20 protein-coding genes and 1 pseudogene are annotated in these 24,678 nt (G+C 66.4%); 5 read left to right on the top strand and 16 right to left on the bottom strand.

The window, feature by feature from the left end; translation table 11 throughout:
• Window positions 1-53: 53 nt before the first annotated feature.
• Window positions 54-1,658, bottom strand: coding sequence for a tetratricopeptide repeat-containing sulfotransferase family protein (locus CSC74_RS10490; RefSeq protein ID WP_162314411.1), 1,605 nt, complete (start codon window positions 1,656-1,658; stop codon window positions 54-56).
• A gap of 471 nt (window positions 1,659-2,129) precedes the next feature.
• Here CSC74_RS10490 and CSC74_RS10485 point away from each other — a divergent pair, with 471 nt between their 5' ends.
• The 4 genes from CSC74_RS10485 to CSC74_RS10470 all read left to right on the top strand — a co-directional run bounded on the left by CSC74_RS10485 (window position 2,130) and on the right by CSC74_RS10470 (window position 10,375).
• A complete protein-coding gene (locus CSC74_RS10485) occupies window positions 2,130-4,406 on the top strand; it encodes a winged helix-turn-helix domain-containing protein (RefSeq protein WP_162314410.1) in 2,277 nt (758 codons plus the stop codon).
• Between the two features lie 144 nt (window positions 4,407-4,550).
• Window positions 4,551-5,480 (top strand): helix-turn-helix transcriptional regulator, encoded by a 930-nt coding sequence (locus tag CSC74_RS10480; RefSeq protein ID WP_162314409.1) that lies wholly within the window; start codon window positions 4,551-4,553, stop codon window positions 5,478-5,480.
• A gap of 49 nt (window positions 5,481-5,529) precedes the next feature.
• A complete protein-coding gene (locus tag CSC74_RS10475; RefSeq protein ID WP_162314408.1) occupies window positions 5,530-8,301 on the top strand; it encodes a TonB-dependent receptor in 2,772 nt (923 codons plus the stop codon).
• A 205-nt stretch (window positions 8,302-8,506) separates the two neighbouring features.
• Window positions 8,507-10,375, top strand: coding sequence for a sulfotransferase (locus CSC74_RS10470; protein WP_162314407.1), 1,869 nt, complete (start codon window positions 8,507-8,509; stop codon window positions 10,373-10,375).
• 75 nt (window positions 10,376-10,450) lie between these two features.
• Here the strand turns inward: CSC74_RS10470 and ppa are convergent, their stop codons facing one another.
• The 3 genes and pseudogenes from ppa to CSC74_RS10460 form a co-directional block, all read right to left on the bottom strand.
• Window positions 10,451-10,999, bottom strand: a complete 549-nt coding sequence (gene ppa / locus CSC74_RS10465) for an inorganic diphosphatase (protein ID WP_162314406.1) — start codon at window positions 10,997-10,999, stop codon at window positions 10,451-10,453.
• Between the two features lie 264 nt (window positions 11,000-11,263).
• On the bottom strand, window positions 11,264-11,653 hold the full coding sequence (locus CSC74_RS17670) for an OmpA family protein (RefSeq protein WP_281349758.1): 390 nt from the start codon (window positions 11,651-11,653) through the stop codon (window positions 11,264-11,266).
• Window positions 11,648-13,690: pseudogene (locus CSC74_RS10460) on the bottom strand (sodium-translocating pyrophosphatase); the annotation flags it as partial. The gene CSC74_RS17670 and the pseudogene CSC74_RS10460, both read right to left, overlap by 6 nt.
• A gap of 313 nt (window positions 13,691-14,003) precedes the next feature.
• Between CSC74_RS10460 and fnr the strand changes: the two are divergent.
• Window positions 14,004-14,768, top strand: coding sequence for a fumarate/nitrate reduction transcriptional regulator Fnr (fnr, locus tag CSC74_RS10455; protein WP_162314404.1), 765 nt, complete (start codon window positions 14,004-14,006; stop codon window positions 14,766-14,768).
• A gap of 181 nt (window positions 14,769-14,949) precedes the next feature.
• Here fnr and CSC74_RS10450 read toward each other — a convergent pair whose 3' ends face one another.
• The 12 genes from CSC74_RS10450 to CSC74_RS10395 form a co-directional block, all read right to left on the bottom strand.
• Window positions 14,950-15,675, bottom strand: a complete 726-nt coding sequence (locus CSC74_RS10450) for a sulfite exporter TauE/SafE family protein (protein WP_162314403.1) — start codon at window positions 15,673-15,675, stop codon at window positions 14,950-14,952.
• On the bottom strand, window positions 15,665-15,886 hold the full coding sequence (gene ccoS / locus CSC74_RS10445; RefSeq protein WP_162314402.1) for a cbb3-type cytochrome oxidase assembly protein CcoS: 222 nt from the start codon (window positions 15,884-15,886) through the stop codon (window positions 15,665-15,667). Before ccoS ends, CSC74_RS10450 begins: the two co-directional genes overlap by 11 nt.
• On the bottom strand, window positions 15,883-18,312 hold the full coding sequence (locus CSC74_RS10440) for a heavy metal translocating P-type ATPase (protein WP_246193153.1): 2,430 nt from the start codon (window positions 18,310-18,312) through the stop codon (window positions 15,883-15,885). Before CSC74_RS10440 ends, ccoS begins: the two co-directional genes overlap by 4 nt.
• Window positions 18,313-18,323: 11 nt before the next feature.
• Window positions 18,324-18,848 carry a FixH family protein gene (locus tag CSC74_RS10435; protein ID WP_162314401.1) on the bottom strand — a complete coding sequence of 175 codons (525 nt, stop codon included), beginning with the start codon at window positions 18,846-18,848 and terminating at the stop codon, window positions 18,324-18,326.
• Window positions 18,848-20,401, bottom strand: a complete 1,554-nt coding sequence (locus tag CSC74_RS10430; RefSeq protein ID WP_162314400.1) for a 4Fe-4S dicluster domain-containing protein — start codon at window positions 20,399-20,401, stop codon at window positions 18,848-18,850. The genes CSC74_RS10435 and CSC74_RS10430 overlap by 1 nt, the downstream gene beginning before the upstream one ends.
• A 6-nt stretch (window positions 20,402-20,407) precedes the next feature.
• Entirely contained in the window at window positions 20,408-20,704 is a 297-nt protein-coding gene (locus tag CSC74_RS10425; RefSeq protein WP_162314399.1) for a hypothetical protein, read from the bottom strand.
• Window positions 20,701-21,660 (bottom strand): cytochrome-c oxidase, cbb3-type subunit III, encoded by a 960-nt coding sequence (ccoP, locus tag CSC74_RS10420; RefSeq protein WP_246193151.1) that lies wholly within the window; start codon window positions 21,658-21,660, stop codon window positions 20,701-20,703. The genes CSC74_RS10425 and ccoP overlap by 4 nt, the downstream gene beginning before the upstream one ends.
• Window positions 21,657-21,812: a cbb3-type cytochrome oxidase subunit 3 gene (locus CSC74_RS10415; protein ID WP_162314398.1), complete on the bottom strand. Its 156-nt coding sequence runs from the start codon at window positions 21,810-21,812 to the stop codon at window positions 21,657-21,659. Before CSC74_RS10415 ends, ccoP begins: the two co-directional genes overlap by 4 nt.
• 3 nt (window positions 21,813-21,815) lie before the next feature.
• Window positions 21,816-22,430: a cytochrome-c oxidase, cbb3-type subunit II gene (gene ccoO / locus CSC74_RS10410; protein WP_162314397.1), complete on the bottom strand. Its 615-nt coding sequence runs from the start codon at window positions 22,428-22,430 to the stop codon at window positions 21,816-21,818.
• Between the two features lie 9 nt (window positions 22,431-22,439).
• A complete protein-coding gene (ccoN, locus tag CSC74_RS10405; protein WP_162314396.1) occupies window positions 22,440-23,915 on the bottom strand; it encodes a cytochrome-c oxidase, cbb3-type subunit I in 1,476 nt (491 codons plus the stop codon).
• 135 nt (window positions 23,916-24,050) lie between these two features.
• Window positions 24,051-24,257: a twin transmembrane helix small protein gene (locus CSC74_RS10400; protein ID WP_162314395.1), complete on the bottom strand. Its 207-nt coding sequence runs from the start codon at window positions 24,255-24,257 to the stop codon at window positions 24,051-24,053.
• On the bottom strand, window positions 24,254-24,601 hold the full coding sequence (locus tag CSC74_RS10395) for a hypothetical protein (RefSeq protein ID WP_162314394.1): 348 nt from the start codon (window positions 24,599-24,601) through the stop codon (window positions 24,254-24,256). The genes CSC74_RS10400 and CSC74_RS10395 overlap by 4 nt, the downstream gene beginning before the upstream one ends.
• Window positions 24,602-24,678 lie beyond the last annotated feature (77 nt).

The following is a 24,678-nucleotide window of genomic DNA, read 5'->3' as shown; positions in this document are numbered from 1 at the left end:
CCGGGAAAAGAATGGGCCGGGTTCGCCGGCCCATTGCTTTTTTGCGGTCGATGCTAAGCCAGTGCGTGCCGTAGCGGTTGGAGCTGGCGCTCATAGCGGCACCATTCGCCCAGTGATCGCTGGTGGATGGGCATCCGCACTTGTGCGCTGCTCAGGGTCGCGACCGGGGACTCGTTGCCGGTGGTGTCGAGGCAGGCCGGTTCGTAGGCAAGGCCGCAGAATCCAAGCAGCTTCCGGGCCGCCGATTCTGTGTCCCGCACCAGTTCGTCGTAGTCGACGTCCAGCACGGCGCCCGGCAGGGTCCGATGCCAGTGCTGCATGAGCCTCTGGTATTGCCGATGGTGATGGCCAAGCGATTCCAGATCGTAGCTGTAGGCGTAGGCGTCGCCGAACAGTGCGCGGTAGTTGGAGAAACAGACATCCATCGGATCGCGGACCATGTGCAGGATCCGGGCGTGCGGCAAGGCGCGACGGATGAAGCCGATGAGCATGAAATTGGGCGGCAACTTGTCCACGTAGAAGCGACGGCCTTGCGCGCGCCACCGGGTCTGCTCCAGGTAGCGACGACCGAGCAGCGGGAAGTCCAGGTGCGCACAAGCCCCGAGCAAGGGCAGGTCGACCAGGGCATGGCCGTGCAGGTTGGCCGCCCAGCGCAGTTGCCGCGGGAAATCCGCAAGTTCGCCGGCAGGCGCGACCATGGAGTGATTGCCGAGGATGCGTTCCAGCAACGTGGTTCCCGAGCGGGGCATTCCCACGATGAAGATCGGAACGGGGCCTGCCGGTGTCGCCTCTTCCGCCGCAACGCTCTCCGCGTCGAACCCCGTGACCAGCGCATCGAAGATCGCGCGTTCGGTGGACGGGTCATGGCCAAGCCGGCTTCGCATGACTTCATTGCCGCGTTGCAAGGCGGACCACGCCTCCTCGTATCGGCCCAGGTCGTCCAGTTCCTTGTGCAAGGCGAACTCGAAGGCGGCGTGGTCTTCGCTTCCTTGTTCCACCGCCGCGAGCCGCGAGCGGATGAATCGGACATGGTTGCTGGCCACCGTCTGCCTGCGCACGCGCGCCAGGGTCAGCGATGCGCGGCCGAAGGTGGGCCCCATCGCCAGGCAGGACTCCATTTCCGCTTCGGCCTCGGCGATCCGCCCGTTGAACTGCAACTGCAGCGCATGGAAGTAGCGGAAATCCGCGCCGTCCAGCCCGAGACCGCGCGCGCGTTCCATCAACGCCAGGGCCTCCGCATGCTGCCCCAGGCCCTGGAAAACGTGCGCCAGCATGAGCAGTGCCCGTGCATTGGCGGTGCGTGCGATTTCCGGATGCAGCAGGCATGCGTGTGCGGCACGGGTTTCACCGACCCGGGAAAGCGCCTGGGCGACGCGGCCGATCGCGTCGATGTCGTCCGCAAGCGACGCAGCCGCTTGCTGCAGATGGGCGACGGCGTCGCGCACGCTTCCGGTCGCCAGGGAAACGCTGGCCAGCAGGAGCAGCACGGGTACGGCCTCGACTTGGCTGCGCAGCAGCGCATCGAGGGCGTGGGTGGCCTCGTCCCAGCGGCGCTGCGCTATGTGCGCCCGCGCCTGCGCCCAGAGTCGTTGCCCGGTCGGCGCCGGACCGGCAGCGGCGGGCCGTGCTTGCCGGGAAAGAAGGCCGTTCTGCGTCATTTTCAGGGTCCGGAATGCCATGGGTCGCCACGTGACCTAGAGTGCCGCAAGCGGGAGCGGACCGGCGTCGAGGAAGGCCAGCCGCCAAGCTCGGCAAAGCTCGATGCCCGCGGATTCATGCAAGCATGAACAGGGCCACGACTGCGGTAGTGGCCCATACCTGTGGCACATGCGCGCGATGGCGGCCGGCCGGATGCTCGGGGCCGGCAGTGCGGTGCGCGCCAATCCTGCAACCAGGCCCGCAAAAAAAATTGCGCCCGAAGGCGCGAGGGGTGAGCCAGGTGCGGACGGAGAGAGAGGTCGTCGGCGGCTCGATAGCCAGATCTTATGGTTCCAACTCTACCCATCGCGCCACGCCGGCGTTATTCAAGACGCCAACAGGTGTTTTGCGTATCTTGTCGACAATATCGCAGGATGAAACCTCGCTTTGCCCGATCGATGATCCAATCAGAATAGGAATTCATTTCCCCCATGCTGAACCCACGCTCCTATCCACTGCATCAGGAATCGGACCGGCTGAAGGTAGGCGAGTTCGTGGTCGATCTGCCGCGTCGCGAGGTGGTTTCCGTGTCGCAGGCGGAACCGGTCCGGCTCACGGTCAAGGCGATGCATGTGCTGCTGGCGCTGGTCGGCCAGCACGGCAAGGTGGTCAGCCGCGAAGCGTTGCTGGAATGGGTGTGGCCGGACACCCTGCCGACCGACGACGTGCTGACCCAGGCCATCGGCCAGTTGCGCAAGGCCTTCGCCGACGACCGCGATGCGCCGCGTTACCTGGAAACCATTTCCAAGGGCGGTTACCGGTTGCTGGCGCCGGTGCAATGGCTGGATGCGGGAACCGTCGAAGCCGCGGCGCCGATCGTTCAGATCGCGCCGCCGGCGATCGCCGGCGGAACTCCGGTGCGTTCCACAACGACCGGTCGAAAGCCGGCACGCTCACGCCTCGTTCCGGTCGTGATCGCAGTGGCCTGCCTGGCTGTCGCCGGGGCCTGGTATTACCTGCGTGGCGACAGCAGCGAGGTGGCGACGAAAACCGTGGCCGCCGCCAAGGCCGATGCCGCGCCGGAATCGCTGGCCTTCACCACCATCACTTCCCGGCCCGGACGCGAAACCAACCCCAGCCTCTCGCCCGATGGGGCGTTGGTGGCCTACGAGCAGATGGACGAAGAGAACTACGGGCGGATCATGCTGCAGGCCAGCGCGCACGTGCCGGCCCGCGCCCTGACCAATCCACCGCCCGGCCACAGCGACGTGATGCCGGTGTGGTCGCACGACGGCCGCCGCCTGGCCTTCGTGCGCTACGACCAGTCCAGCCACTGCCGGATCATGACCGTGGCCTCGAGCGGCGGCAACGAACGCGCGATCGCCGACTGCTTCGGTGGCGGCGCTTCCACCTACGACTGGACGCCGGACGACAGCGGCCTGTTGATGGGCACGGTGGTCAAGCCCGCCAGCGAACCCAGCAGTCCGCTGCGCCTGCTGGACATCGCCAGCGGCAAGTGGCGCACCTTCGATTACGCGATCTCCAACGGCGACATCGACCTCGACCCGCGCTATTCGCCGGATGGGCAGTGGATCGTGTTCCGGCGCAACATCTCGCTTTCCGATCTGTGGAAGATGCCCGCCAGCGGCGGCAAACCGCAGCGCCTGACCAGCATCAGGAGCGACATCCGCGGCTGGGACTGGCTGCCCGATGGCAGCGGCCTGATCTTCAGCTACATCGGCAGCGCCACCTTCATGCATCGCTACGACATGGCGAGCGGCCGGATCACTCCGCTGGAGATGAGCGAAGTCGCATTGACCCCCGACATCGCCCGCGCTTCGCCGTCCATGGTCTTCACCGTGGACCGTTCGATGGCCGGGATCTTCCGCGTATCGCTCACCGAGTCGAAGGATGGACAGCCGGTGCGCGAACGCGTGTTCGATTCCAGCCGCTCGGACATGCTGCCCGCGATCTCGCCGGACAACCGCATGCTGGCCTTCCTCTCGGACCGCGGCTCGCGCCAGGCGCTGTGGATCGGCGAGCTGGACAAGCCCGATGCCGCCAGGGAAATCGAATCGTTCATGCCGGTGCCGCGGCATAACCCGGTGTGGTCGGAGGACAGCCGCAAGCTGCTGGTCATCGGCAAGCCGGCGACCCAGCAGGTGCTGTACGAAGTGGACGCGGAAAGCGGCCGCGCCGAGGCCTTGCCGGTGCCCGCGTCCAGCCCGATCTACGCCGCCTATACCGACGACCCCAAGCGACTGCTGGTGGGCGCGGACAGCGGCGAAGGGCGTCTGCGCGTGGTCCTCTACGATCGCTCGGTCTCGCCCTGGCGCGAACTGGCCAGCCTCGAGGACGTGGCTTTGGTGAAATACGACGCGGCCCACCGCCAGGTCTATTTCACCCGCATGTCCAAGCCCGGGTTGTGGCGCACCGACATGCAACTGGGCGGAGCCGAGGTGGTCGACGCGTTCCGGCCACGCGTCCCCAGTGAGTACAAGCGCTGGAGCATCGGCCCCGACGGGGTCTATTTCCTGGACTGGAACGAAGGTTGCGCCACCGGCTGGATCAAGATGGGCGAGCCCAGGTCGCGCTCGCCCCTGTGCCTGGAGCGGAAGATCGAATCCTGGCCGCTGGGTCCCAGCCTGGATCGTTCGGGCAAGTACCTCTACGTCACCATGGACGTCAGCAACAGTTCCGATATCGGTCTGGCGGACCTTTCAGCCATGACTTCCGGCACGGCCGCGGCGACAACCGCCAAGCGTTGACGCTGCGCCGACTCATTCGCAAGTCGTTGAAGCGGGTAGGTTTCGGGGCGGCACAGAAAGATATCGGAAAAATTTCGGCCCGAATTCCTGAGATTCGGGACCGCATGGATCAAACCAGTGGCCAATCCCCCAACAGGAATGGCCATGAAGATGCAAACCGCGTGGATCGATCGCAACCAGCTGCTCGAGGCCGCTGGCGACTACTGCAACCCGGAACTGATCAGCGTGATGGCGGCCAGCCGCACCGGCAGCATCGTCGCGCAGGCTTCGCTCGTTTCGTTCTGGGTGGTGGTGCGCGGCAGCGCCGACCTGGATGCGAGAGAAGGTCGCTTCCATCTGCAGGCCGGCGAATGGGTCGTGCTGGAACCCGACTCCCGCCCCTCCGTCTACGCCAGCCGCAGCAGCCTGGTGCTGGGGGTGATGATGCCGCCGGCGATGCGCGCGCGGATCAGGCAGTTCACCCACCTCGACCTGCACACCGGGCGCGGCAGGCTGGGCAAAGGCGAGATACGCCAATGCGTGCAGCTATGGCGGCAGACCGGGATATTCGGCAGGAGCGGTCGCGCCGTGCCCGGCGATGACGTCAATCCGCTGGTGCCGCTGCTGCGCCACATCTGCAACGTGCAGTACGACTTCCGGCGGATGATCGACCACTGCCCGGGGCGTTCGCTGCGGCGCAAGAGCCAGGTGTTCGACCGCATGCAGCGCGCGCGGCTGTTCCTGGAAGGCAACGTCGACCGCAACGTGCGCCTGGCCGAGCTGGCCGAGCTGAGCAACGTCTCGACCTGGTATTTCACCAAGATCTTCCATGCCCTGTACGGCGAAGGACCGCAGGCGATGGCCGCGCGCCTGCGCCTGAGCCATGCCGCGCACCTGCTGCAAGGCACTTCGCTGTCGGTCGGCGAGGTCGGTGCGGTATGCGGATTCGAGAACAACTGCAGTTTCTCCCGCGCCTTCCGCGAACGCTACGGATTGCCGCCATCGACCTACCGCCTGAACGCAAAGGCCTTCACGACAGATCATGCAAACCCACGCAGCCGCGAACGCAAAGCAGTCCTCGCCTTCGGTACGTAACTTCGTCGGGCGTTAACACACTCATAACGAATACCGGAGAAATAACCTGATGATTCACAGAAAATTACGCCACGCATCGTTGTCGGCGGGTATCGCGATGGCCCTCTTCGCACCCTGCGCTTTCGCCCAGGATGCGGCGCCGGCCGACGAGACGACCAACCTGGACAAGATCGTGGTGACGGGTTCCAACATTCCCCGTACCAATACCGAGACCGCGTCGCCGGTCCAGGTCATCACCCGCCAGGAAATAGACCGTACCGGCAAGAACACGGTCGCCGAATACCTGCAGACCCTGACCGCCGATGGCGCCGGCTCGATTCCCAAGAGCTTCGGCAATGGTTTCGCCGGCGGTGGCGCGGGCGTCTCGCTGCGCGGCCTGGGCGCCGGTTCCACCCTGGTGCTGTTGAATGGCCGCCGCCTGGCGCCGTTCGGCCTGGCCGACGACGGCCAGAAAGTATTCACCGACCTCAGCACCATCCCCCTGGAGGCGGTCGAGCGCATCGACATCCTCAAGGACGGCGCCTCGGCCATTTATGGTTCCGACGCGATCGCCGGCGTGGTCAACATCATCCTGCGCAAGGATTTCACCGGCGTGGTGGTCAAGGGTTCGGTCGGTACCTCCGGCGACAGCGACGGCGACCAGCGCAAGGGTTCGATCACCGCCGGGTTCGGCGACCTCGCCGAGGACGGCTTCAACTTCTTCTTCAGTCTGGAAGGTTCCAAGACCGATGCCATCGGCATCAGCGACCGCGGCAATCGCAAGTGGATCGGGACTGGCGACATCCGGCCATGGGGCTATGCGATAGGCACCAACCTGCCGGGTCGCATCACCGGCGGCGGCACCGGCGCGGGCGGCGGTCCGACCGGCGCCATCGAGAACCCCAACACCGGTCTTTTCGAATCGCTTCCCGGCTGCGCAGCACTTTCCGATGTGACGCCGCAGGATCCGGCGGGCGGCTGCCTGTGGGATGTGGGCCAGTTCCGCGACCTCTCCCCGAAGGAGCAGTTCGTCAATTTCTTCTCGCGCGGCACCTTCGCGTTCAACGACAGCGCCGAGCTGTACACCGAGTTCAGCTACTCCAAGAAGAAGACCGAATTCAACAACACCCCGTCCGGCGTGTCCGGCGCCTGGGGTTATCCGGGCGGCCCGGTCAACGCTTCCGATCCGGGCCCCGGCGCGGTCATGCTCGGTGCCGACCACCCCGACAATCCCTACGGTGAAGCCGTCAGGCTGCGCTACACCGCGTTCGACGTGGGGCCGCGCGTGATCAACAACGACAGCCAGCTGGTGCGCTTCCTGGTCGGCGCACGCGGCAGCTGGGGCGCGTGGGACTACGACGCGGGCCTGATGCATTCGGAAACCAGCCTGACCAACAAGCGCAATGGATTCCTGCAGTACAGCCACGTGCTGACCGCATTGAGCGACCCCAACAGCCCGGTCGGGTACTGGCGCATCGGCGACGATGCCGGGCTCAACAGCCAGGCGTTGTACGACTACATCGCGCCGACGATCAGCGCCAAGGGCGACACCAAGCTGGATGCCTTCGACGCCAAGGCCTCGCGTTCGCTGATGGACTTGTCCGGCGGTTCGATGGGCCTGGCGCTGGGTGTCGAGTGGCGCAGGCAATCGGTGTCGCTGACGCCGCAGACCTTCACCGACCTGGGCGATATCATCGGCCTCGGCTACTCGGCCTATACCGGTACCGAGGAAGTGGGAAGCGCTTACGCCGAGCTGGTCGCACCGGTGCTCGAATCGCTCGAGCTCAATGCCGCCGTGCGTTTCGACAGTTACAAGGGTGGCGAGAATTCGACCACGCCCAAGCTGGGCATCAAGTGGAAGCCGGCCGACTGGATCGCCCTGCGCGGCACTTATGCCGAAGGCTTCCGCGCGCCGAACCCGGCCGAGAACGGCGTCGGTGGCCTGGCGGCCTTCAGCACCGCGGTGGATCCGATCCGTTGCGCGGCGCCGGGCCACGAGCCGCAAGACTGCGAAGCCGGTGCGATCGCGCTGATCACCTCGCCCAATCCTGATCTGAAGCCCGAGCAGTCCAAGAGCTACACCGTGGGCCTGGTGCTGGATCCGACGCCCACCACCTCGCTGACGCTGGATGCGTTCCGGATCAAGCGCGAGGACGAGATCTTCGGCGGCAGCGCCGATGCGGCGATCGAGGCCGGTGGCGCCAACGTGGTCCGCGGCACCAACAACATTCCCGGCACGCCGGGCAGCGGCACCATCCTGGCGGTGCTGGTCGGCTACGAGAACGCCAGCGCCACCACGGTGGAAGGCCTGGATTTCGACATCCGCCAGCGCTTCGACATGGGCAATGCCGGCAAGCTCTCGCTGGACCTGCAATGGACGCACCTGTTCTCGTTCGAGCGCGAGGACGTGGACGGGTCGAAGCACGAGTTCGTCGGCACGCACGGCAACTGCGACGTCACCAACTGCATCGGAACGCCCGAGAACAAGGCCAACTTCGGCGCGACCTGGGATATCGGCAAGTTCAGCGTGAGCAGCGTGGTCAACTGGCGCGACAGCATCAAGAACATCGCCGAGGAAGGCGCGGCCTGCGCCAACCGCTTCGCCGACGGCACCACGCCGGCGCCGAAGGGTTGCGTGCTGAAGTCGTTCTACACCATCGACCTGTCGGCCCGCTGGAAGCCGACCGATGCGTGGGAGATCTTCGGCTCGGTGGCCAACGTGACCGACCGGATCGCCCCGCTGGATCCGCTGACCTACGGCGCGATCAACTACAACCCGCTGGACTTCAGCGGCGCCATCGGCCGCTACTTCACGGTGGGGGCGAAGTACACCTTCAACTGAGCAGCGATACGCGCACAAGGCAAAGGCCCCGGCATGTCCGGGGCCTCTGTTTTTCGCAAGGATCGCGGCCCGGTCCGAATAAACGCCTAAAACTAGGCGGAAACATGCAATTTCCCCGAGAAATACCGCAATCCGGCCGCTTCCGGCTTTACTCCCATGCGTGCGGGCAGCAGAATTACACCGCTGTTTTCCCGCCGAGTACCCGATGAAGCTGCAGGTCCCGTTCGTCCAGTTGCCCATTTCCTTCGATGCTGCCGCTCTGGCCGCGGAGGTCTCGCGGATAGACGAAACGACCTGGCGCTCGCATCCCGACGGGATTCCCGGCAACAGCGCGCTGACCCTGATCACCACCGGCGGCGATCCCGACAGCGACGAATTGTCCGGACCGATGCGTCCGACGCCCGCGCTGTTGCAGTGCCCGCAACTGATGCAGGTGCTGGAGGCGCTCGGCGCCACCTGGGGCAGGAGCCGGTTGATGCGCCTGTCCGGGCAGTCGGAAGTGACCCCGCATGTCGACGTCAACTATTACTGGCGCGAACGAATGCGCGTGCATGTGCCGCTGGTCACCACGCCGGGAGTGCGCTTCCAGTGCGGCGAAGGCGAAGTGAACATGGCCGCGGGCGAGTGCTGGATCTTCGATACCTGGCGGCGGCACCGCGTGCTCAACCCGGGCAACGACCAGCGCATCCACCTGGTCGCCGACACCGTCGGCGGCGATGGTCTGTGGAACCTGATCAACAACGGACGCGCACCGGGGCAGAACCGGCCCGGCTGGACTCCGCAAGCGATGGTGCCGCGGCAGGGGCATGAGGCGCGGCTGGATTTCGAGAGCGTCAACGCACCGCTGGTGATGACGCCGTGGGAAGTGCGCGACCACATCGTGTTCCTGTTGGCGGATGCCGTGCCTGCGCCGCAATTGCCGGCACTGCAACAGGCGTTGCTGGCTTTCTCCCGGCGCTGGCATGCGCTATGGTCGTGCCATGGCGAAAGCCGCGAGGGCTGGCCGCGCTATCGCGCATTGCTGGACGCGACCTGGCAGGACCTGCTCGCCAAGGGCGTGGACCAGTTGGGATTGAAGAACGAACTGGGGCTGGCGCGTGCGTTGTCCTCCTACGTCTTCGACATGGCCCTGGCCGACAAGGACACGCGCAGCGATGCCGCCAGGCTCGACCGGCACGGCGAATACGCCGCCAGGAACGCGACCGCAGCCGTTGCACCGGCGGTGCACACGGCCAAGGGCGGCGCCGATCCGCGATTCGACCGCCCGGTGTTCATCGTCAGTCCGCCGCGTTCGGGTTCCACCTTGCTGTTCGAGACACTGTCCGCTGCGCCGGAGGTGTTCACCATCGGCGACGAAAGCCACCAGTTGATCGAAGGCATACCGGGACTGGCGCCAGGGCAGGGCAATCATGACTCCAATCGTCTGCTGGCCGCCGATGCGACGCCCGAGGCGGCGGCCAGCCTGCGCGAGCGGTTCTTGCGCGAGCTACGCGATCGCGACGCGCGCGCGCCGGGCGCCGCTGCCGTGCGCATGCTGGAGAAGACCCCCAAGAACGCCCTGCGGGTGCCGTTCCTTGCGGCGGCGTTCCCGGAGGCGCGCTTCATCTACCTGCATCGCGATCCGCGCCAGGTGCTGGGCAGCATGATCGATGGCTGGCAGTCGGGTCGCTTCGCGACCTATCCGAAGCTCCCGGACTGGCAGGGATTGCCCTGGTCGTTCCTGCTGACTCCCGAGTGGCGCGAACTCAGCGGCCTGCCGCTAGGGGAAATCGTCGCCCGGCAGTGGGATTGCACGACGCGGATCCTGCTCGACGACCTGGAGGCATTGCCTGCGGAGCGTCGCATCGCGATCGACTACGGCCAGCTCCTGGCCGACCCGCAAGGCCAGGTCGCGCGCCTGTGCGAATGGGCGGATTTTGACTGGGACAAGCCGCTGGGCAAGCAGTTGCCGCATTCCCGTTCCACCACCTCGATCCCGGATCCGGAAAAGTGGCGGCGCCATGCGGACGAGATAGAACCGCGGTTGCGGGCGTTGCAGGCTACGGTCGAACGCGCGGCGGCCATGCTGGGCTAGGTTTCGCGTGTGCCGCAAGGGGAATGCGCTCGCGCATTCCCCGCATGTGCGCACCGGGCATATGCCAGTACGGGTTCAGAACTTGGGCTTTTCCACGCTCGATTCGTAGCGGGTCATCGAGTCGCGCAGGATCTGCTTCGCCTCATCCGCGCCGCCCCAGCCGTCCAGCTTGACCCACTTGCCCTTCTCCAGGTCCTTGTAGTGCTCGAAGAAGTGGCCGATGCGCTCGAGCCAATGCGGGGACACCTGGCCGATGTCGTCGATGTGCGAGTAGCCGTTGAACACCTTGGTGATCGGCACGGCCAGGATCTTCTCGTCGCCGCCGGCCTCGTCGCTCATGCGCAGCACGCCGACCGGACGGCAGCGGATCACCGAACCGGGGATCAGCGGCAGCGGCAGCACCACCAGCACGTCGGCCGGGTCGCCGTCGCCGCATTGGGTATGCGGCACGTAGCCGTAATTGCAGGGGTAGCGCATCGGCGTGGAGAGGATGCGGTCGACGAAGATCGCGCCGCTTTCCTTGTCCACTTCGTATTTCACCGGCTCGGAATCCTTGGGGATCTCGATGACGACGTTGATTTCGTCGGGCGGGTTCTTGCCGGTGGAAACGTGGTCCAGGCCCATGCGGTGCTCCGAAAGCTGCGTTGTAAGTGAGGGTCGGCATTCTACGCGCTTGCGTGTTGCGTCGCAGCAGGGGTTGTTCCGGCAAGGAAAAGGACCTTCCCTGTAGGAGCGCCCATGGGCGCGAGCCCTTCGAACAGGTCGCGAAAAGCCCAGGAGCTCGCGCCCATGGGCGCTCCTGCAGATAACGATGCTCCCGGAAGGTTCGAGAGCCAGGAAAAAGGCGGCCATGGCCGCCTTTTTCCACTTGCTCGCCTCGATTGGGGCCTATTCGACCAGAACCTCGACCCGTCGGACTTCGTCGGCACTGCCGTCGCCGGTGCTGAGCACCGGCTTTTCCAGCACGATTCGGTCTTCGCCGATGCCGTTTGCGATCAGCAGCTGCTGCACGGTCTGGGCACGCTGCTTGGCGAGCTCCTCATTGCGGGCCGCACTGCCGGTGGCATCGTGGTAGCCGGAAACGCGTGCCTTGCTGTCCGGGTTGGCCTGCAGGGTCGCCAGCACCAGGCCAAGTGCGGCCTCCGCGTCGCTGGGCGTAGCGGCATCGACTGCGAAATACAGCTTCGCCAAGTGCGCCGGGTCCGCGCTGGCGCTGATCGCCGCAGGCGCATGCGCGTTGGCATCGCTGCTTCCCAGCCAGCCATTGACCGGCAACACCGGCACCAGCAGCAGGGCGACGATGTTGATGATCTTGATCAGCGGGTTGATCGCCGGGCCGGCGGTGTCCTTGTACGGATCGCCGACGGTGTCGCCGGTGACCGCGGCCTTGTGCGCCTCGGAACCCTTGCCGCCGTGATGACCGTCCTCGATGTACTTCTTGGCGTTGTCCCAGGCGCCGCCGCCGGTGGTCATCGAAACCGCCACGAACAGGCCGGTCACGATGGTGCCGATCAGCAGTCCGCCCAACGCCTGCGGGCCCAGCAGCATGCCCACGATCACCGGCACCGCGACCGGCAGCAGCGAGGGCACGACCATTTCCTTGATCGCCGACTTGGTCAGCAGGTCGACCGCCTTGCTGTAGTCGGGTTTGCCGGTGCCTTGCATGATCCCCGGGATCTCGCGGAACTGGCGGCGCACTTCCTCCACCACCGAACCGGCCGCGCGGCCGACCGCTTCCATCGCCATCGCCCCGAACAGATACGGAATCAATCCGCCGATCAGCAGGCCGATGATGACCATGTGGTTGGACAGGTCGAAGGTGAAGACGCTGTCCGGATGCGCGGTCTGCAGGTTGTGGGTGTAGTCGGCGAACAGGACCAGCGCGGCCAGCGCGGCCGAACCGATCGCATAGCCCTTGGTCACCGCCTTGGTGGTGTTGCCGACCGCATCCAGCGGATCGGTGATGTTGCGGATCTCCGGCGGCAGCTCGGCCATTTCGGCGATGCCGCCGGCGTTGTCGGTGATCGGGCCGTAGGCGTCCAGGGCCACGATCATGCCGGCCATCGACAGCATCGCGGTGGCGGCGATGGCGATGCCGAACAGGCCGCCGAGCGCGTACGCGCCCCAGATCGCCGCGCAGATCACGATCACCGGCAACGCGGTGGATTTCATCGAGATGCCTAGGCCGGCGATGATGTTGGTGCCGTGGCCGGTCGTGGACGCGGCGGCGATGTGCTGCACCGGCTTGAACTGGGTGCCGGTGTAGTACTCGGTGATCCACACGATCAATCCGGTCAGCACCAGGCCGATCAGCGAGCAATGGAACAGCGCTTGTCTGGTGATCGCCACGCCGTCGCTACCGGTCAGTCCCTGCGGCAGCAGGTTGTCGGTGACGAACCAGAACGCGACCGCCGACAGCACCGCCGAGACGATCACGCCCTTGTACAGGGCGCCCATGATCGAGCCGCCTTCCTTCACCTTGACGAAGAAGGTGGCGATGATCGAGGCGATGATCGACACCCCGCCCAGCACCAGCGGATACAGCACCGCCTTCGGATCGCCGGCGAAGCTCAGGCCGGCCAGCAGCATGGTCGCGATCACCGTGACCGCATAGGTTTCGAACAGGTCCGCGGCCATGCCGGCGCAGTCGCCGACGTTGTCGCCGACGTTGTCGGCGATCACCGCCGGGTTGCGCGGGTCGTCCTCGGGAATGCCGGCTTCGACCTTGCCCACCAAGTCGGCGCCGACGTCGGCGCCCTTGGTGAAGATGCCGCCGCCGAGTCGGGCGAAGATCGAGATCAGCGAGGAACCGAAGGCCAGGCCGACCAGCGCGTGCAGCGCTTTTTCGCCGCTGATGCCCATCTTGTCCAGCGCCAGGTAATAGCCGGCCACGCCCAGCAGGCCCAGGCCGACCACCAGCATGCCGGTGATGGCGCCGCCGCGGAAGGCGACGTCCATGGCCGCGCCGATGCCCTTGCGCGCGGCTTCGGCGGTGCGCACGTTGGCGCGCACCGAGACGTTCATGCCGATGTAGCCGGCCGCGCCGGACAGCACCGCGCCGATCAGGAAGCCGATCGCCGCGGGCCAGCCGAGGAAGAATCCGACCAGCACGAACAGCACCGCGCCGGCGATGGCGATGGTGGTGTATTGCCGGTTGAGGTAAGCGCTGGCGCCTTCCTGGATCGCCGCGGCGATTTCCTGCATGCGGGCGTTGCCGGCAGGTTGCTTCAGGATCCAGCGTGCGGAAACGATGCCGTAGAGAATTGCGATAGCGGCGCAGACCAGCGCCAACGTCAAACCATATTGTTCCAGCATGACCCCTCCCAAGGTTGGTGGATGCAATCCAGCGAACCGCTTGAGGAACGTCAACGCGACAACCGGGCAAGTCACTCGAACTAGGCAGCGGACTTGGCGACCACCGATGATCGGCGGCCCGTGTCGCGGTGTGTTCAGCAATCCCTGGAGCCCGCCGAGTATGCCCGGATGGCCTGCGGCATGCCACAGCGGGCGCAATACCGCGGGAATGGATGCGCAAGCGAAGAAAAAGGCTCGAATTGCGGGCGGGTCGCGACATCCGCGCCGTTTCGCAGGTCCCGGTCGGGAGCGCTTCATGGCACCATGGCGGGCAATGAGCGACCCCATTCCCCTGGATCTTGCGCATCTGCGCAAGAGTTGCGCGCATTGCTCGCTGCAACAGCTGTGCCTGCCTGCCGGCATCGATGCGGACGAATTGCGGCGCCTCGACGAGATCGTCAAGCTGCGGCGCCCGACCCAGCGCAACGAGCGCCTGTTCCGCATCGCCGATCCCCTGGTCTCGCTGTACATCGCCCGCGATGGCGCCTTCAAGACGGTCAGCATCAGCGAACAGGGCGAGGAACAGATCGTCGGTTTCCACCTGCCGGGCGAGCTGATCGGACTGGATGCGCTGGGTCAGGGTGTCCACCGTTGCGAAGCGATCGCCCTGACCAACGCCAACGTCTGCGAAGTCCCGCTCGCCCAGCTGACCTCGGTGGCCGCGCAGCTTCCACGTCTGCAGCAGCAGCTGTTGCGGGTCATCGGCCAGGGCATGGGCCTGGACCAGGACCATCTCAACATGCTGGTGAAACGCCAGGCCAACGAACGCATCGCCCTGTTCCTGCATGGACTGGGCGAGCGCTACCAGCTGATCGGACAGTCGGCATTGCAGTTCAAGTTGCCGATGAGCCGCGAGGACATCGCCAACTACCTGGGGCTGGCCCTGGAAACGGTGAGCCGCGGCTTCACCCGGCTGCAGGAAGACGGGGTCATTTCAGTGCATGGACGACTGATCGGGATCAGCGATCGCCCGCATCTGAATCGCCTGGCCCATGTCGAGGAACCTGCGGCAACGCCGCTGCGCCGGATCGGCGGCTGAGCAAGGTCTGGATAATTTCCTTTTTCGCGTCGATCCGGACTGTCGAAGCTGCTGCGGTAGCCGGAAACGAGGAACGAGGAACGGGAAACGAGGAACGAGGAACGAGGAACGAGGAGCTGCTCTTCGTCGCCCCTCTCGCGCAGGGAGGACAGCAGTCACTGAGAGGCTCCCCCGAGTTCGATCAGGAAGGCAGGCTGGCGCAGCCGAGCGCGCTGAGCAGTGCATGCGCGCCCGGTACGTGGACCAGCCACGGCGCGGCCAGGGTCAGCAGGCCGGCCAGCAGGATCATCGCGGCCGCCATGCCGCGCCACGCAGGCCGTTGCAGCCAGCGCCCCAGGCGCGCGCCGGACCAGGTCAGCGGCAGCATCACCGGCAGGGTGGCCAGGCCGAACACGGCCATGGTCAGGCCGCCATTGACCGCATCGGCCTGCAGCCACGCGGCGGCCAGCAACGTGGTGCTGAGTCCGCACGGCATCCAGCCCCACAGCATGCCCAGGGCGATGCGCTTGCCGCGGCTGTCGGCGGGCAGCAGGCGTCGCTGCAGCGGCTGCAGTTTCTGCCACAGTCCGGCGCCGGGACGGGACAGGAAGCCGAGCCGGCCGCGGCGGTCGAGCAGGCGCAGCGCGGCGACGATCAGCACCAGTCCCACCGCCGCGCGTAAACCCGTACTCAGCCAGTCGATCCGGGCCAGGTCGAGGAGGCCGTGGCCGAAGGCGCCGGCGATGATCCCGGCCAGGATGTAGCCGAGCACGCGACCGAGGTTGGGCTCCAGCGCCGCAATCCAGCCGCCGCGTGGCGCCATCGCCGAAAACCCGGTGGCGATGCCGCCGCACATCGCCGCGCAATGGACGCCGCCCATCAGTCCGGTCAGCGCGGCCGCAGCCAGGGTCAGCCAGTCAATCGGCATGGTCGTCGCGCGCTTCGGCATGGTCGGCCGGCGCGCCCTCGTCGGCGCTTGCGAGGATGCGCGGCCGTTCGTGCGGGTCGTCGCGCAGGATGTCGATCGCCGGGGTGTCCAGGTCCTCGAACTGGCCGCGCCTGACCGCCCAGACGAAGGCCCAGGCCGCGGCGACCAGCAGCAGCAGGCTGAGCGGGATCAGGAACAGCAGGATGTTCACGGCGCCATCCCGTTCGCCGGCACGCGGGTCAGGCGCAGGGCGTTCACGGTCACCGCGAGCGAGGACAGGGCCATGCCCAACGCGGCCAGCCACGGCGTTACCCAGCCGGCCGCGGCCAGGGGCAAGGCCAGCAGGTTGTAACCCAGCGCCCAGCCCAGGTTCTGCCGGATCACCCGCTGCGTGCGACGGGCCACGCCGATCGCCTGCGGCACCCGCTGCAGCGAATGCCCGGTCAGGACCAGGTCGGCGGCGCGCTGGGCCAAGGCCGCGCCTTCGGCCACCGCCAGCGAGACATCGGCGCCGGCCAGCACGGGCGCGTCGTTGAGGCCGTCGCCGACCATGGCCACGATCCGGCCCTGGCGCTGCAAGCCATGGACGAAGGCGAGCTTGTCCTCCGGCGACTGTCGTGCGTGGGCATCGGCGATGCCGACCTGGCGGGCGAAATCGCGTACCGCCGCTTCGGCGTCGCCGCTGGACAAGTGCACGGCCAGTCCCTGCCTTCGCAGCGCGTCGATCGCCGCGCGGGCATCGACGCGTTCGGATTCCTGCAGGGTGAAACAGGCGGCGGCGCGATGGCCGTCGCCGAGCCATACGCGGCCATCATCCGCATTGGTCGAGGCGGCGAAGCCGGCCTGACCGAGGCGCCAATGCCGGCCGTCGACCACGCCTTCGATGCCCTGACCCGGCACCGCGCGCACTTCCTGCGCCTGGGTGGAATCAGTGGAACGACCCACGAATGCGCGGGCGATCGGATGGCCGCTATCGCGTTCCAGCGTGGCGGCGATGCGCAAGGCGCGGTCTTCGTCCATTCCCGGAAACACCTCGACCTTGGCCAGGATCGGTCGTCCATCGCTGAGCGTGCCGGTCTTGTCGAAGACGATGTCGGTCGCCTGCGCCAGCCGCTGCAGTGCGTTGTCGCGCAACGGCAATACGCCCAGCCTGGCCAGTGCGCCCTGCGCGGCGGCCAGCGCCGCCGGCACCGCCAGCGACAACGCGCAGGGGCAGCTGATCACCAGCAGGGCGAGGGTGACTTCGAAGGCGCGCGCGGGATCGTAAGCGCGCCAGCCCAGGTACACGACCAGCGCCGCCAGCAGCAAGGCAACGACGAAATGGCGGGCGATGCGTTCGGCGCCGCGGGCCAGGGCCGGACGCTGCGCCTGCGCCTGTTCGACCAGCCGCGCCAGCTGCGACAGGCGCGTGGCGCTGCCGGTTCCGGTGACCCGCAACCGCGTCGGCTGTTCGCGGCACACGGTCCCGGCGAAGACCCGATCGCCGGCGGCCTTGTCGATCGGGTGCGATTCGCCGGTCAGCAGGGCTTCCTCGAAACGCGCCGGTTCCAGCAGCAGGCCATCGGCCGGGACCGTTTCGCCGACCGCGACGCAGGCGATGTCGTCGTGGGCGAGGGCGCTGATCGGCACGGTCTCGCGGCTGCCGTCGCTGCGTTGCCGGGTCGCGAATGCGGGCCGCGCGCGGGCCAGGGCATCGACCTGGGCGCTGGCGACGTTGCGCGCGCGCCGTTCCAGCATGCGCGCGCACAACAACAGGAACACGAACATCACCGCCGCGTCGTACCAGACGTGGGCGCCGCCGCGCAGGGTCTCGAACACGCTGGCGAAATAAGCCAGCAGGGTCGAGCCGGCGATCAGCGTGTCCATCCCCGGCTGGCGCTGGCGCAGTTCGCGCCAGGCCCCGGCCAGGAACGGCCCGCCGGCGTAGAACACCACCGGGGTCGAGACCAGGAAGGTGATCCAGCGGAGGAAATCGCGGGTCGGCAGAGCCATGGTGTTGCCGAAGTCCAGGTACAGCGCTTCGGCGAACATCATCGCCTGCATCGAACCGAGCCCGGCGATGCCGAGGCGGATCAGGTCGCGGTTGCGTTCGCTTCGGCGCGCCCGTTCGCGGGCCTCGCCACCGGCCAGGTACGGGCGATAGCCCAGCGCGACCAGCCGCTGCAAGGGTTGCGACAGCAAGGTCATGCGCGGATCCCAGGCCAGGCGGATGCGCCCGGTGACCGCATTGGCGCCGGCTTCGATCACGCCCGGTTCGCGCGCCAGCGCGCGGTCGATCAGCCACGCGCAGGCCGCGCAATGCATGCCGTCGGTGAGCAGGGTGATTTCGCGGCCGCCTTCGATGTCGTGCGCGTGTTCGGCCAGCACTTCATCGCGATCCCACACGCTGAGGTCGAGCGGTTCGGTGCCGACGCGGCTGGCGCGTTCGCTGCGCAGGCGGTAGTAGTCGCCGAGGTCGGCTTCACCGATCCATTGCGCGGCGGCGGCGCAACCGTCGCAACAGAACAGGCGCGGCGTGCCGTCGAGCACGAACCGCGCCGGCTGCGACGGCAAGGTTTCACCGCAATGGTGGCAACCGTCGCTGTCGGCCAGGCGCGCGTCGTCGCATGTGGACGCGACCGGATTCAGCGCAATCACCTTGGCATGCCCTACTGCGCCTGCAGCCGCGGGCGCAGGTTGGTCGCCAGCTGTTCCTTGGGCAGGCGGCCCTGCAGGCGCCAATGCGCGTCGATCGGGCCGAGGCGCACGTTCCAGTCGTGGTCGCCGTCGAGGCTCGCCGCAGTGCGCCAGCCGAGCTCGGTGGGCTGCAGTACCAGGTGGCGATCCTGGCCCTGGTCTGTCGGATGCAACAGGTCCAGCTGCAATGGCGCGGAATGATCGAAGGCACCGTTTACCGGCAGCACTTCCACCAGTTTGTTTTCCGGGTCCAGACGCACGATCGCGCTGAGTTTTTCTTCGCTGGCGAACTCATCCGGGCCCAGGTCGGTGGTCTGGATCTGGGCCATCCGCCGGACCTGGTCGGGACTGGTGTCGATGGCATCGCTGCCGCCGGCGACCACGACCATGATGATCCCGGCGACCACCACCGCGGCCGGCAGGCCCAGCACCAGCCACATCACCGGCTGCTTCCAAGGCGATGATTTCTTTTCCGGTAGTGGCGCTTGCGGGTTCATCACAGGGGTCCGAAGAAACTGCTGGGTATCGTCTTGCGGGTCTTGCCGTCGGCCGATTCGACCACGAAGCGGATCTTGTGGCGGCCGCTTACTGTTTCCGGTGCGCTGACTTCAAGCGGCAGGGACAGAACTTGCTCGGCCTCGGCCCGGACCGTCGCCGGCGTGCCGCGGGCCAGGGCCATGCCATCGACGTCGGTTTCCAGCGTGATCCGGTACTGCTGGGCCTGGTCGGTCTTGTTTACCAGCTTCAGCGTATAGCCGTTGTCGATGCCATCCTCGCCCACCCGGTACAACGCATTGCGGTCGCGTAGGACCTCGGCGATCAGTGGGCTGCGGTGGCCGATACCCCAGGCGAAAGCGACGATCAGTCCGAGCAACAACAGGCCGTACACCACGATGCGCGGGCGCAGGATCCGCGAGGGCTTGCCGTCGATCGCGTTCTGGGTGGAGTAGCGGATCAACCCGCGCTTGAAGCCCATCAGATCCATTACGTTGTCGCAGGCGTCGATGCACAGCCCGCAGGCGATGCACTCGTACTGCAGGCCATTGCGGATGTCGATGCCGACCGGGCACACCTGCACGCAGATGGTGCAGTCGATGCAGTCGCCCAGTTGCTCCGCAGCGAATCCGGGCAGCGGTTGCGCCCCGGCGGCGGCCTGGTCGAAGCTGATGGTGCCGCGGGCCTGGGCGCGCGAATCGGCAGCGCTCGGGTGCTGGGCCGCGCGGAACACATAGTCGTAGGCGGTGAATTTTTCCAGCAACCCGCGGCCGCGCGCGGCTACGTCGCCGAGGCCGCGCTTGCGCGGGCCGCGCGGCTCGCCGCGCATCGGGTCGTAGGCGATGATCAGGGTATTGCGGTCGAACATCGCGCTCTGGAAGCGCGCGTACGGACACATGTACTTGCACATCTGCTCGCGCAGGATGCCGGCCCACATCCACGTGGCGAACGAGTAGAACAGCACCCAGAAGGTTTCCCAGCCGTTCCACGCGAACGGCCACAGGCGCGTGGCCAGACCGGTGATCGGAGTGAAGAAGCCGACGAAGGTGAAACCGGTCCACAGCGCGAACGCCAGCCACAGGAAATGCTTGCTGCCCTTGCGCAGGATCTTCTCGCGGTTCCACGGACCGGCATCGAGCTTCATCCGCCTGGCGCGGTCGCCCTCGGTCCAGCGCTCCATCCACAGGAAGGTTTCGGTCCACACCGTCTGCGGGCAGGCGAAGCCGCACCACAGCCGCCCGCCCAGTGCGGTGACGAAGAACAGCACCAGCGCCAGGATCACCAGCAGCATGGCCAGGAAACTGAAATCCTGCGGCCAGAAGGTCAACCCGAAGATGTAGAACTTGCGTGCGGGCAAGTCGAACAGTACCGCCTGGCGACCGTCCCAGTTCAGCCAGGGGAACAGGTAGTACATGCCCAGCAGCCACACCACCGCCAGCTTGCGCAGCTTGTCCATGCGACCGGAAACATCGCGCGGATAGACCTTGCGCTCTTTTTCGTAGTGGGAGCCATGACTGCCGTCGTCCAGCAGGTCGATGTCGATTTTCCTGGTCACGACTCTCTACTCGGGCGGCAAGGCCCGGTTGAAACGGCTGGAAGGACGCAGCAGCAACCAGGTGAAGAGGCTCGACGAGGCGGTAGCCAGCCAGAACATGAAAAACGCGATCGTGTAACCCATGCTCCTGCTGATCTCGATCCCGGGGAAGGTGATGTCGCGCAGGTCCAGCGGGTCGACGAAGGCGAAGAACACCATCGAGGCCACGCACGCGGCGAAGAAGCTCGGCCACAGGATCGCACCGACCCGCTGCGCCAGCGGACGCGGCGGGTGATCGAACTCGCGCGTGGTGAAGTCGGTCATGGCCGGGCCGGAGCTGGAGTGTCCGTGGGCGCGGCCTTGGTTGCGGCCGGCTGCGACAGCGACCAGACATACGCCGCGACCAGGCGCGCGCGGGTTTCGCCCAGCAGATCGCGGTGCGCCGGCATCACCCCGTGACGGCCCTTGGCGATGCTCTGGCGCAGGCTTTCCTTGCTGCTGCCGTACAGCCAGTATTTGTCGGTCAGGTCCGGCGCGCCCAGTTCCTGGTTGCCCTTGCCGTCGACCCCATGGCAGGCCACGCAGACGCCGTCGTACAGTTTCTTGCCCTGCGCGGCGAGGTAATCGTTCTGCACCGACTGGCCCGGCGTGCCGAGTGCGCGCACATAGGCGACGGTGTAATCGATCGCATTGTCGCCGCCCATGCTGGTCAGCACCGGACCCCACTCGGGCATCACTCCTTCGCGGCCATCGAGCACGGTCTGCAGGACGCGGTCGGGTGCGCCGCCCCAATGCCAGATGTCGTCGGCCAGGTTGGGGTAGCCGATCGCGCCCTGGGCCGAGGAGCCGTGGCAGGTGGCGCAGGTGTTGGCGAAGATCGAACGTCCCAGTTGTAAGGCCTGCGGGTCTCCGGCCAGGCGCTCGATCGGCCGGCCGTCGTAGGGACGGAAGGTCACGGCCAGGTTGGCGTCCGAGGCCGCCTTGTCCAGCGCATGCTCGCGCTGCGAACTCCAGCCGCTGATGCCCGCGTACTTGCCCAGGCCGCCATACCAGAGCACGTAGCCGATGGCGAAGACGATGGTCAGGTAGAAGCCCTGGATCCACCAGCGCGGCATCGGCTTGTTGTACTCGGTGATGTCGCCGTCCCAGTAGTGGCTGGTTTCCTCCGGCCCGGGGTCGCCCGGGCGCCGCTTGGCCGTGTACCAGAGCAGCCAGACCAGCCCGAAGATATTCAATGCCGCCAGCGCGATGACGTACCACGACCATCCGGTTGCGATCATCGCGGTTCTCCCTTGCCTTGCGCCTGTTCGTGCTCATCCAGCGCCAGCCGCGCGGCGGCGTCGAAGCCGGCCTTGCGCGCCGGCCGCCAGGCCCAGATCCAGCCGCCCACGAACAACAACAGCAGCACGATGGTGATGATTCCGGAAAGCATTCCTCAACCTCCCTTCGGCGCGTGCTTGCCGAGGCCTTGCAGATAGGCGACCACGGCATCGAGTTCGGAGCTGTCGGCCACGTCCTTGGCCGCCTGCGCGATCTGCGCATCGGTGTACGGATCGCCCATGCGTTGCAGCGTGCGCATGCGCCGGGTGAGATCGGCGCCGTCGATGGATTGATTTACCAGCCAGGGGAATGAGGGCATGTTCGATTCCGGCACCACCGCGCGTGGATCGGTCAGGTGCACACGATGCCAGTCGTCGGAATAGCGGCCGCCGATCCGCGCCAGGTCCGGGCCGGTGCGCTTGGAGCCCCACAGGAACGGCCGGTCGTAGACCGATTCGCCGGCCAGCGAATAATGGCCGTAGCGTTCGGTTTCGAAGCGCAGGGTGCGGATCATCTGGGTATGGCAGTTGCCGCAGCCTTCGCGCACATACACGTCGCGACCGGCCAGCTGCAGCGCCGGGTAGGGCTTGACCCCGGGCAGCGGAGTGATCGCCTCGGCCTGGTACATCAACGGCACGATCTCGGCCAGCCCGCCCAGCGACAGCGCCACCGCGATCAGCACGATCAGCAGGCCGACGTTCTTCTCGATTTTTTCGTGTCCAAGACTCATGTGTCGTCCTCAGGCCCGTGCTTCGCCGGCGTCGGGCACCAGTACCGGTTGCGGTGCGGCTTCCCGGCCCAGTTGCGCGGTGCGCCAGAAGTTCCAGGCCATCACCACCATGCCTGCCAGCACCAGCAACCCGCCGGCCAGGCGGCCCAGGTAATAGGGATAGGTGGCGTTGAGCGATTCGACGAAGGCATAGGTGAGCGTGCCGTCGGCATTGGTCGCGCGCCACATCAGGCCCTGGGTGATGCCGGCGATCCACATCGCGCAGATGTAGAAGACCACGCCGATGGTGTGCATCCAGAAGTGCGCATCGATCAGCTTGATCGAATACATGCTCTTCAGGCCCAGGGTGCGCGGATACATCGAGTACAGCGAGCCGATGGTGATCATCGCCACCCAGCCCAGCGCGCCGGCGTGCACGTGGCCGATGGTCCAGTCGGTGTAGTGGCTCAGCGAGTTGACCGTCTTGATCGAAAGCAGCGGGCCCTCGAAGGTCGCGATCATGTAGAAGCTCAGCGCCACGATCAGGAACTTCAGGATCGGGTCGGTGCGCAACTTATGCCAGACCCCGGACAGGGTCATGATGCCGTTGATCGCGCCGCCCCACGACGGCGCCAGCAGCACGATCGAGAACACCATGCCCACCGACTGCACCCAGTCGGGCAGGGCGGTGTAGTGCAGGTGGTGCGGGCCGGCCCACATGTACACCGAGATCAGCGCCCAGAAATGCACGATCGACAGGCGGTAGGAGTAGATCGGGCGTCCGGCCTGCTTGGGCACGAAGTAATACATCATGCCCAGGTAGCTGGTGGTCAGCATGAAGCCGACCGCGTTGTGCCCGTACCACCACTGCGCCATCGCATCGACCGCGCCGGTGTAGACCGAATACGATTTGGTCAGGCTGACCGGCACCGCCAGGTTGTTGACGATGTGCAACAGGGCGATGGCGATGATGTAGGCGCCGAAGAACCAGTTCGCCACGTAGATGTGCCTGACCTTGCGTCTGGCGATGGTGCCGAAGAACAGCACCGCGTAGGCGACCCAGACGAGGGTGATCAGCACGTCCACCGGCCATTCCATCTCCGCGTATTCCTTGGCCTGGCTCATGCCCGCGGCCAGGGTGATCACGGCCGCCACCAGGCACAGTTGCCAGCCCCAGAACACGAACGAAGCCAGCCTGTCGGAGATCAGGCGCACATGGCAGGTACGTTGGACTACGTACAGGCTGGTGGCGAACAGGGCCGAACCGCCGAAGGCGAAGATCACGCCGTTGGTATGGATCGGGCGCAGCCGGCCGAAGCTCAGCCAGGCGGTGTCGAAATTCAGCGCCGGCCAGTACAGCTGCGCGGCGATCAGCGCGCCCACGCCCATGCCGACGATGCCCCAGACGATCGAGGCGATCGTGAACTGGCGCACCACCTTGTCGTTGTAGAAGCCGGACGCGCCGGTATCTGCACCGGCCGTGGACCGGATTGCTTGTTCGCTCATGCGTGTGCCCTTGCTGTGCCGCAGCCTATTCTCCGGACCTGGCTGCGGAGCGACTTGATCTGGATCAAACCGGTCCGGCCAGAAGCAGGTCCGGGTCAGGGCTGCGCTGTCGCCGCTCGCGCGGCCGTGGATGACTCAGTGGTTGATGCCGTGCGGCTCGATCACGCCGCTGGCGATGCCCGCGGCGACCAGCGCGATCAGCAGCACCGACAGACCGATGCGCTTGGTCAGCGCGTTGACCGTGCGCTTGCTGCCGCCGGTGTCCACCAGCATGTAATAGAGCCCGGCGCCGAGCTGGTACACGATCAGTCCGAGGAAACCCAGGATGAGGACGGTTTTCATGCTTTGGGTCCCGTGGGAAGGGAGGCGGGAGCGGTGATCGATCGCGACAGCCAGATCCAGCGCACCATCACTGCGACCGTCATGACCATCAGGAAGCCGCCGTAGGCCATCATCGTGGCCAGGATCTGTTGCCACATATGGCCGTAACCGGGTTCGGCGTTGTGCACGCTCCACTGCATGCCGAAGGTCGCGACCGCCGTGGCCAGGACCAGCGAAATGGTGTCGAAAGCCTTGCGCATGGGACCACGCGGCTGCCGCGGGAACATCCAGAACAGGATCGCCAGGATCGAGAACCACGGCACGAACAGGATCATGGCCAGGTTGAGTTCAACCACGGGATTCACGGCGAGGCCCTCCACGGGCTATTCGGGACCCGGCCATGGTCCCTTGACCGTATCAGTTTTAGTAGAATCAGATCCAA

This window comes from Pseudoxanthomonas yeongjuensis (genome assembly GCF_010093345.1).
GTDB lineage: Bacteria > Pseudomonadota > Gammaproteobacteria > Xanthomonadales > Xanthomonadaceae > Pseudoxanthomonas_A > Pseudoxanthomonas_A yeongjuensis.
Note: the sequence above shows the minus strand (reverse complement) of the source record. Positions and strands in the feature narration are given on the sequence as shown.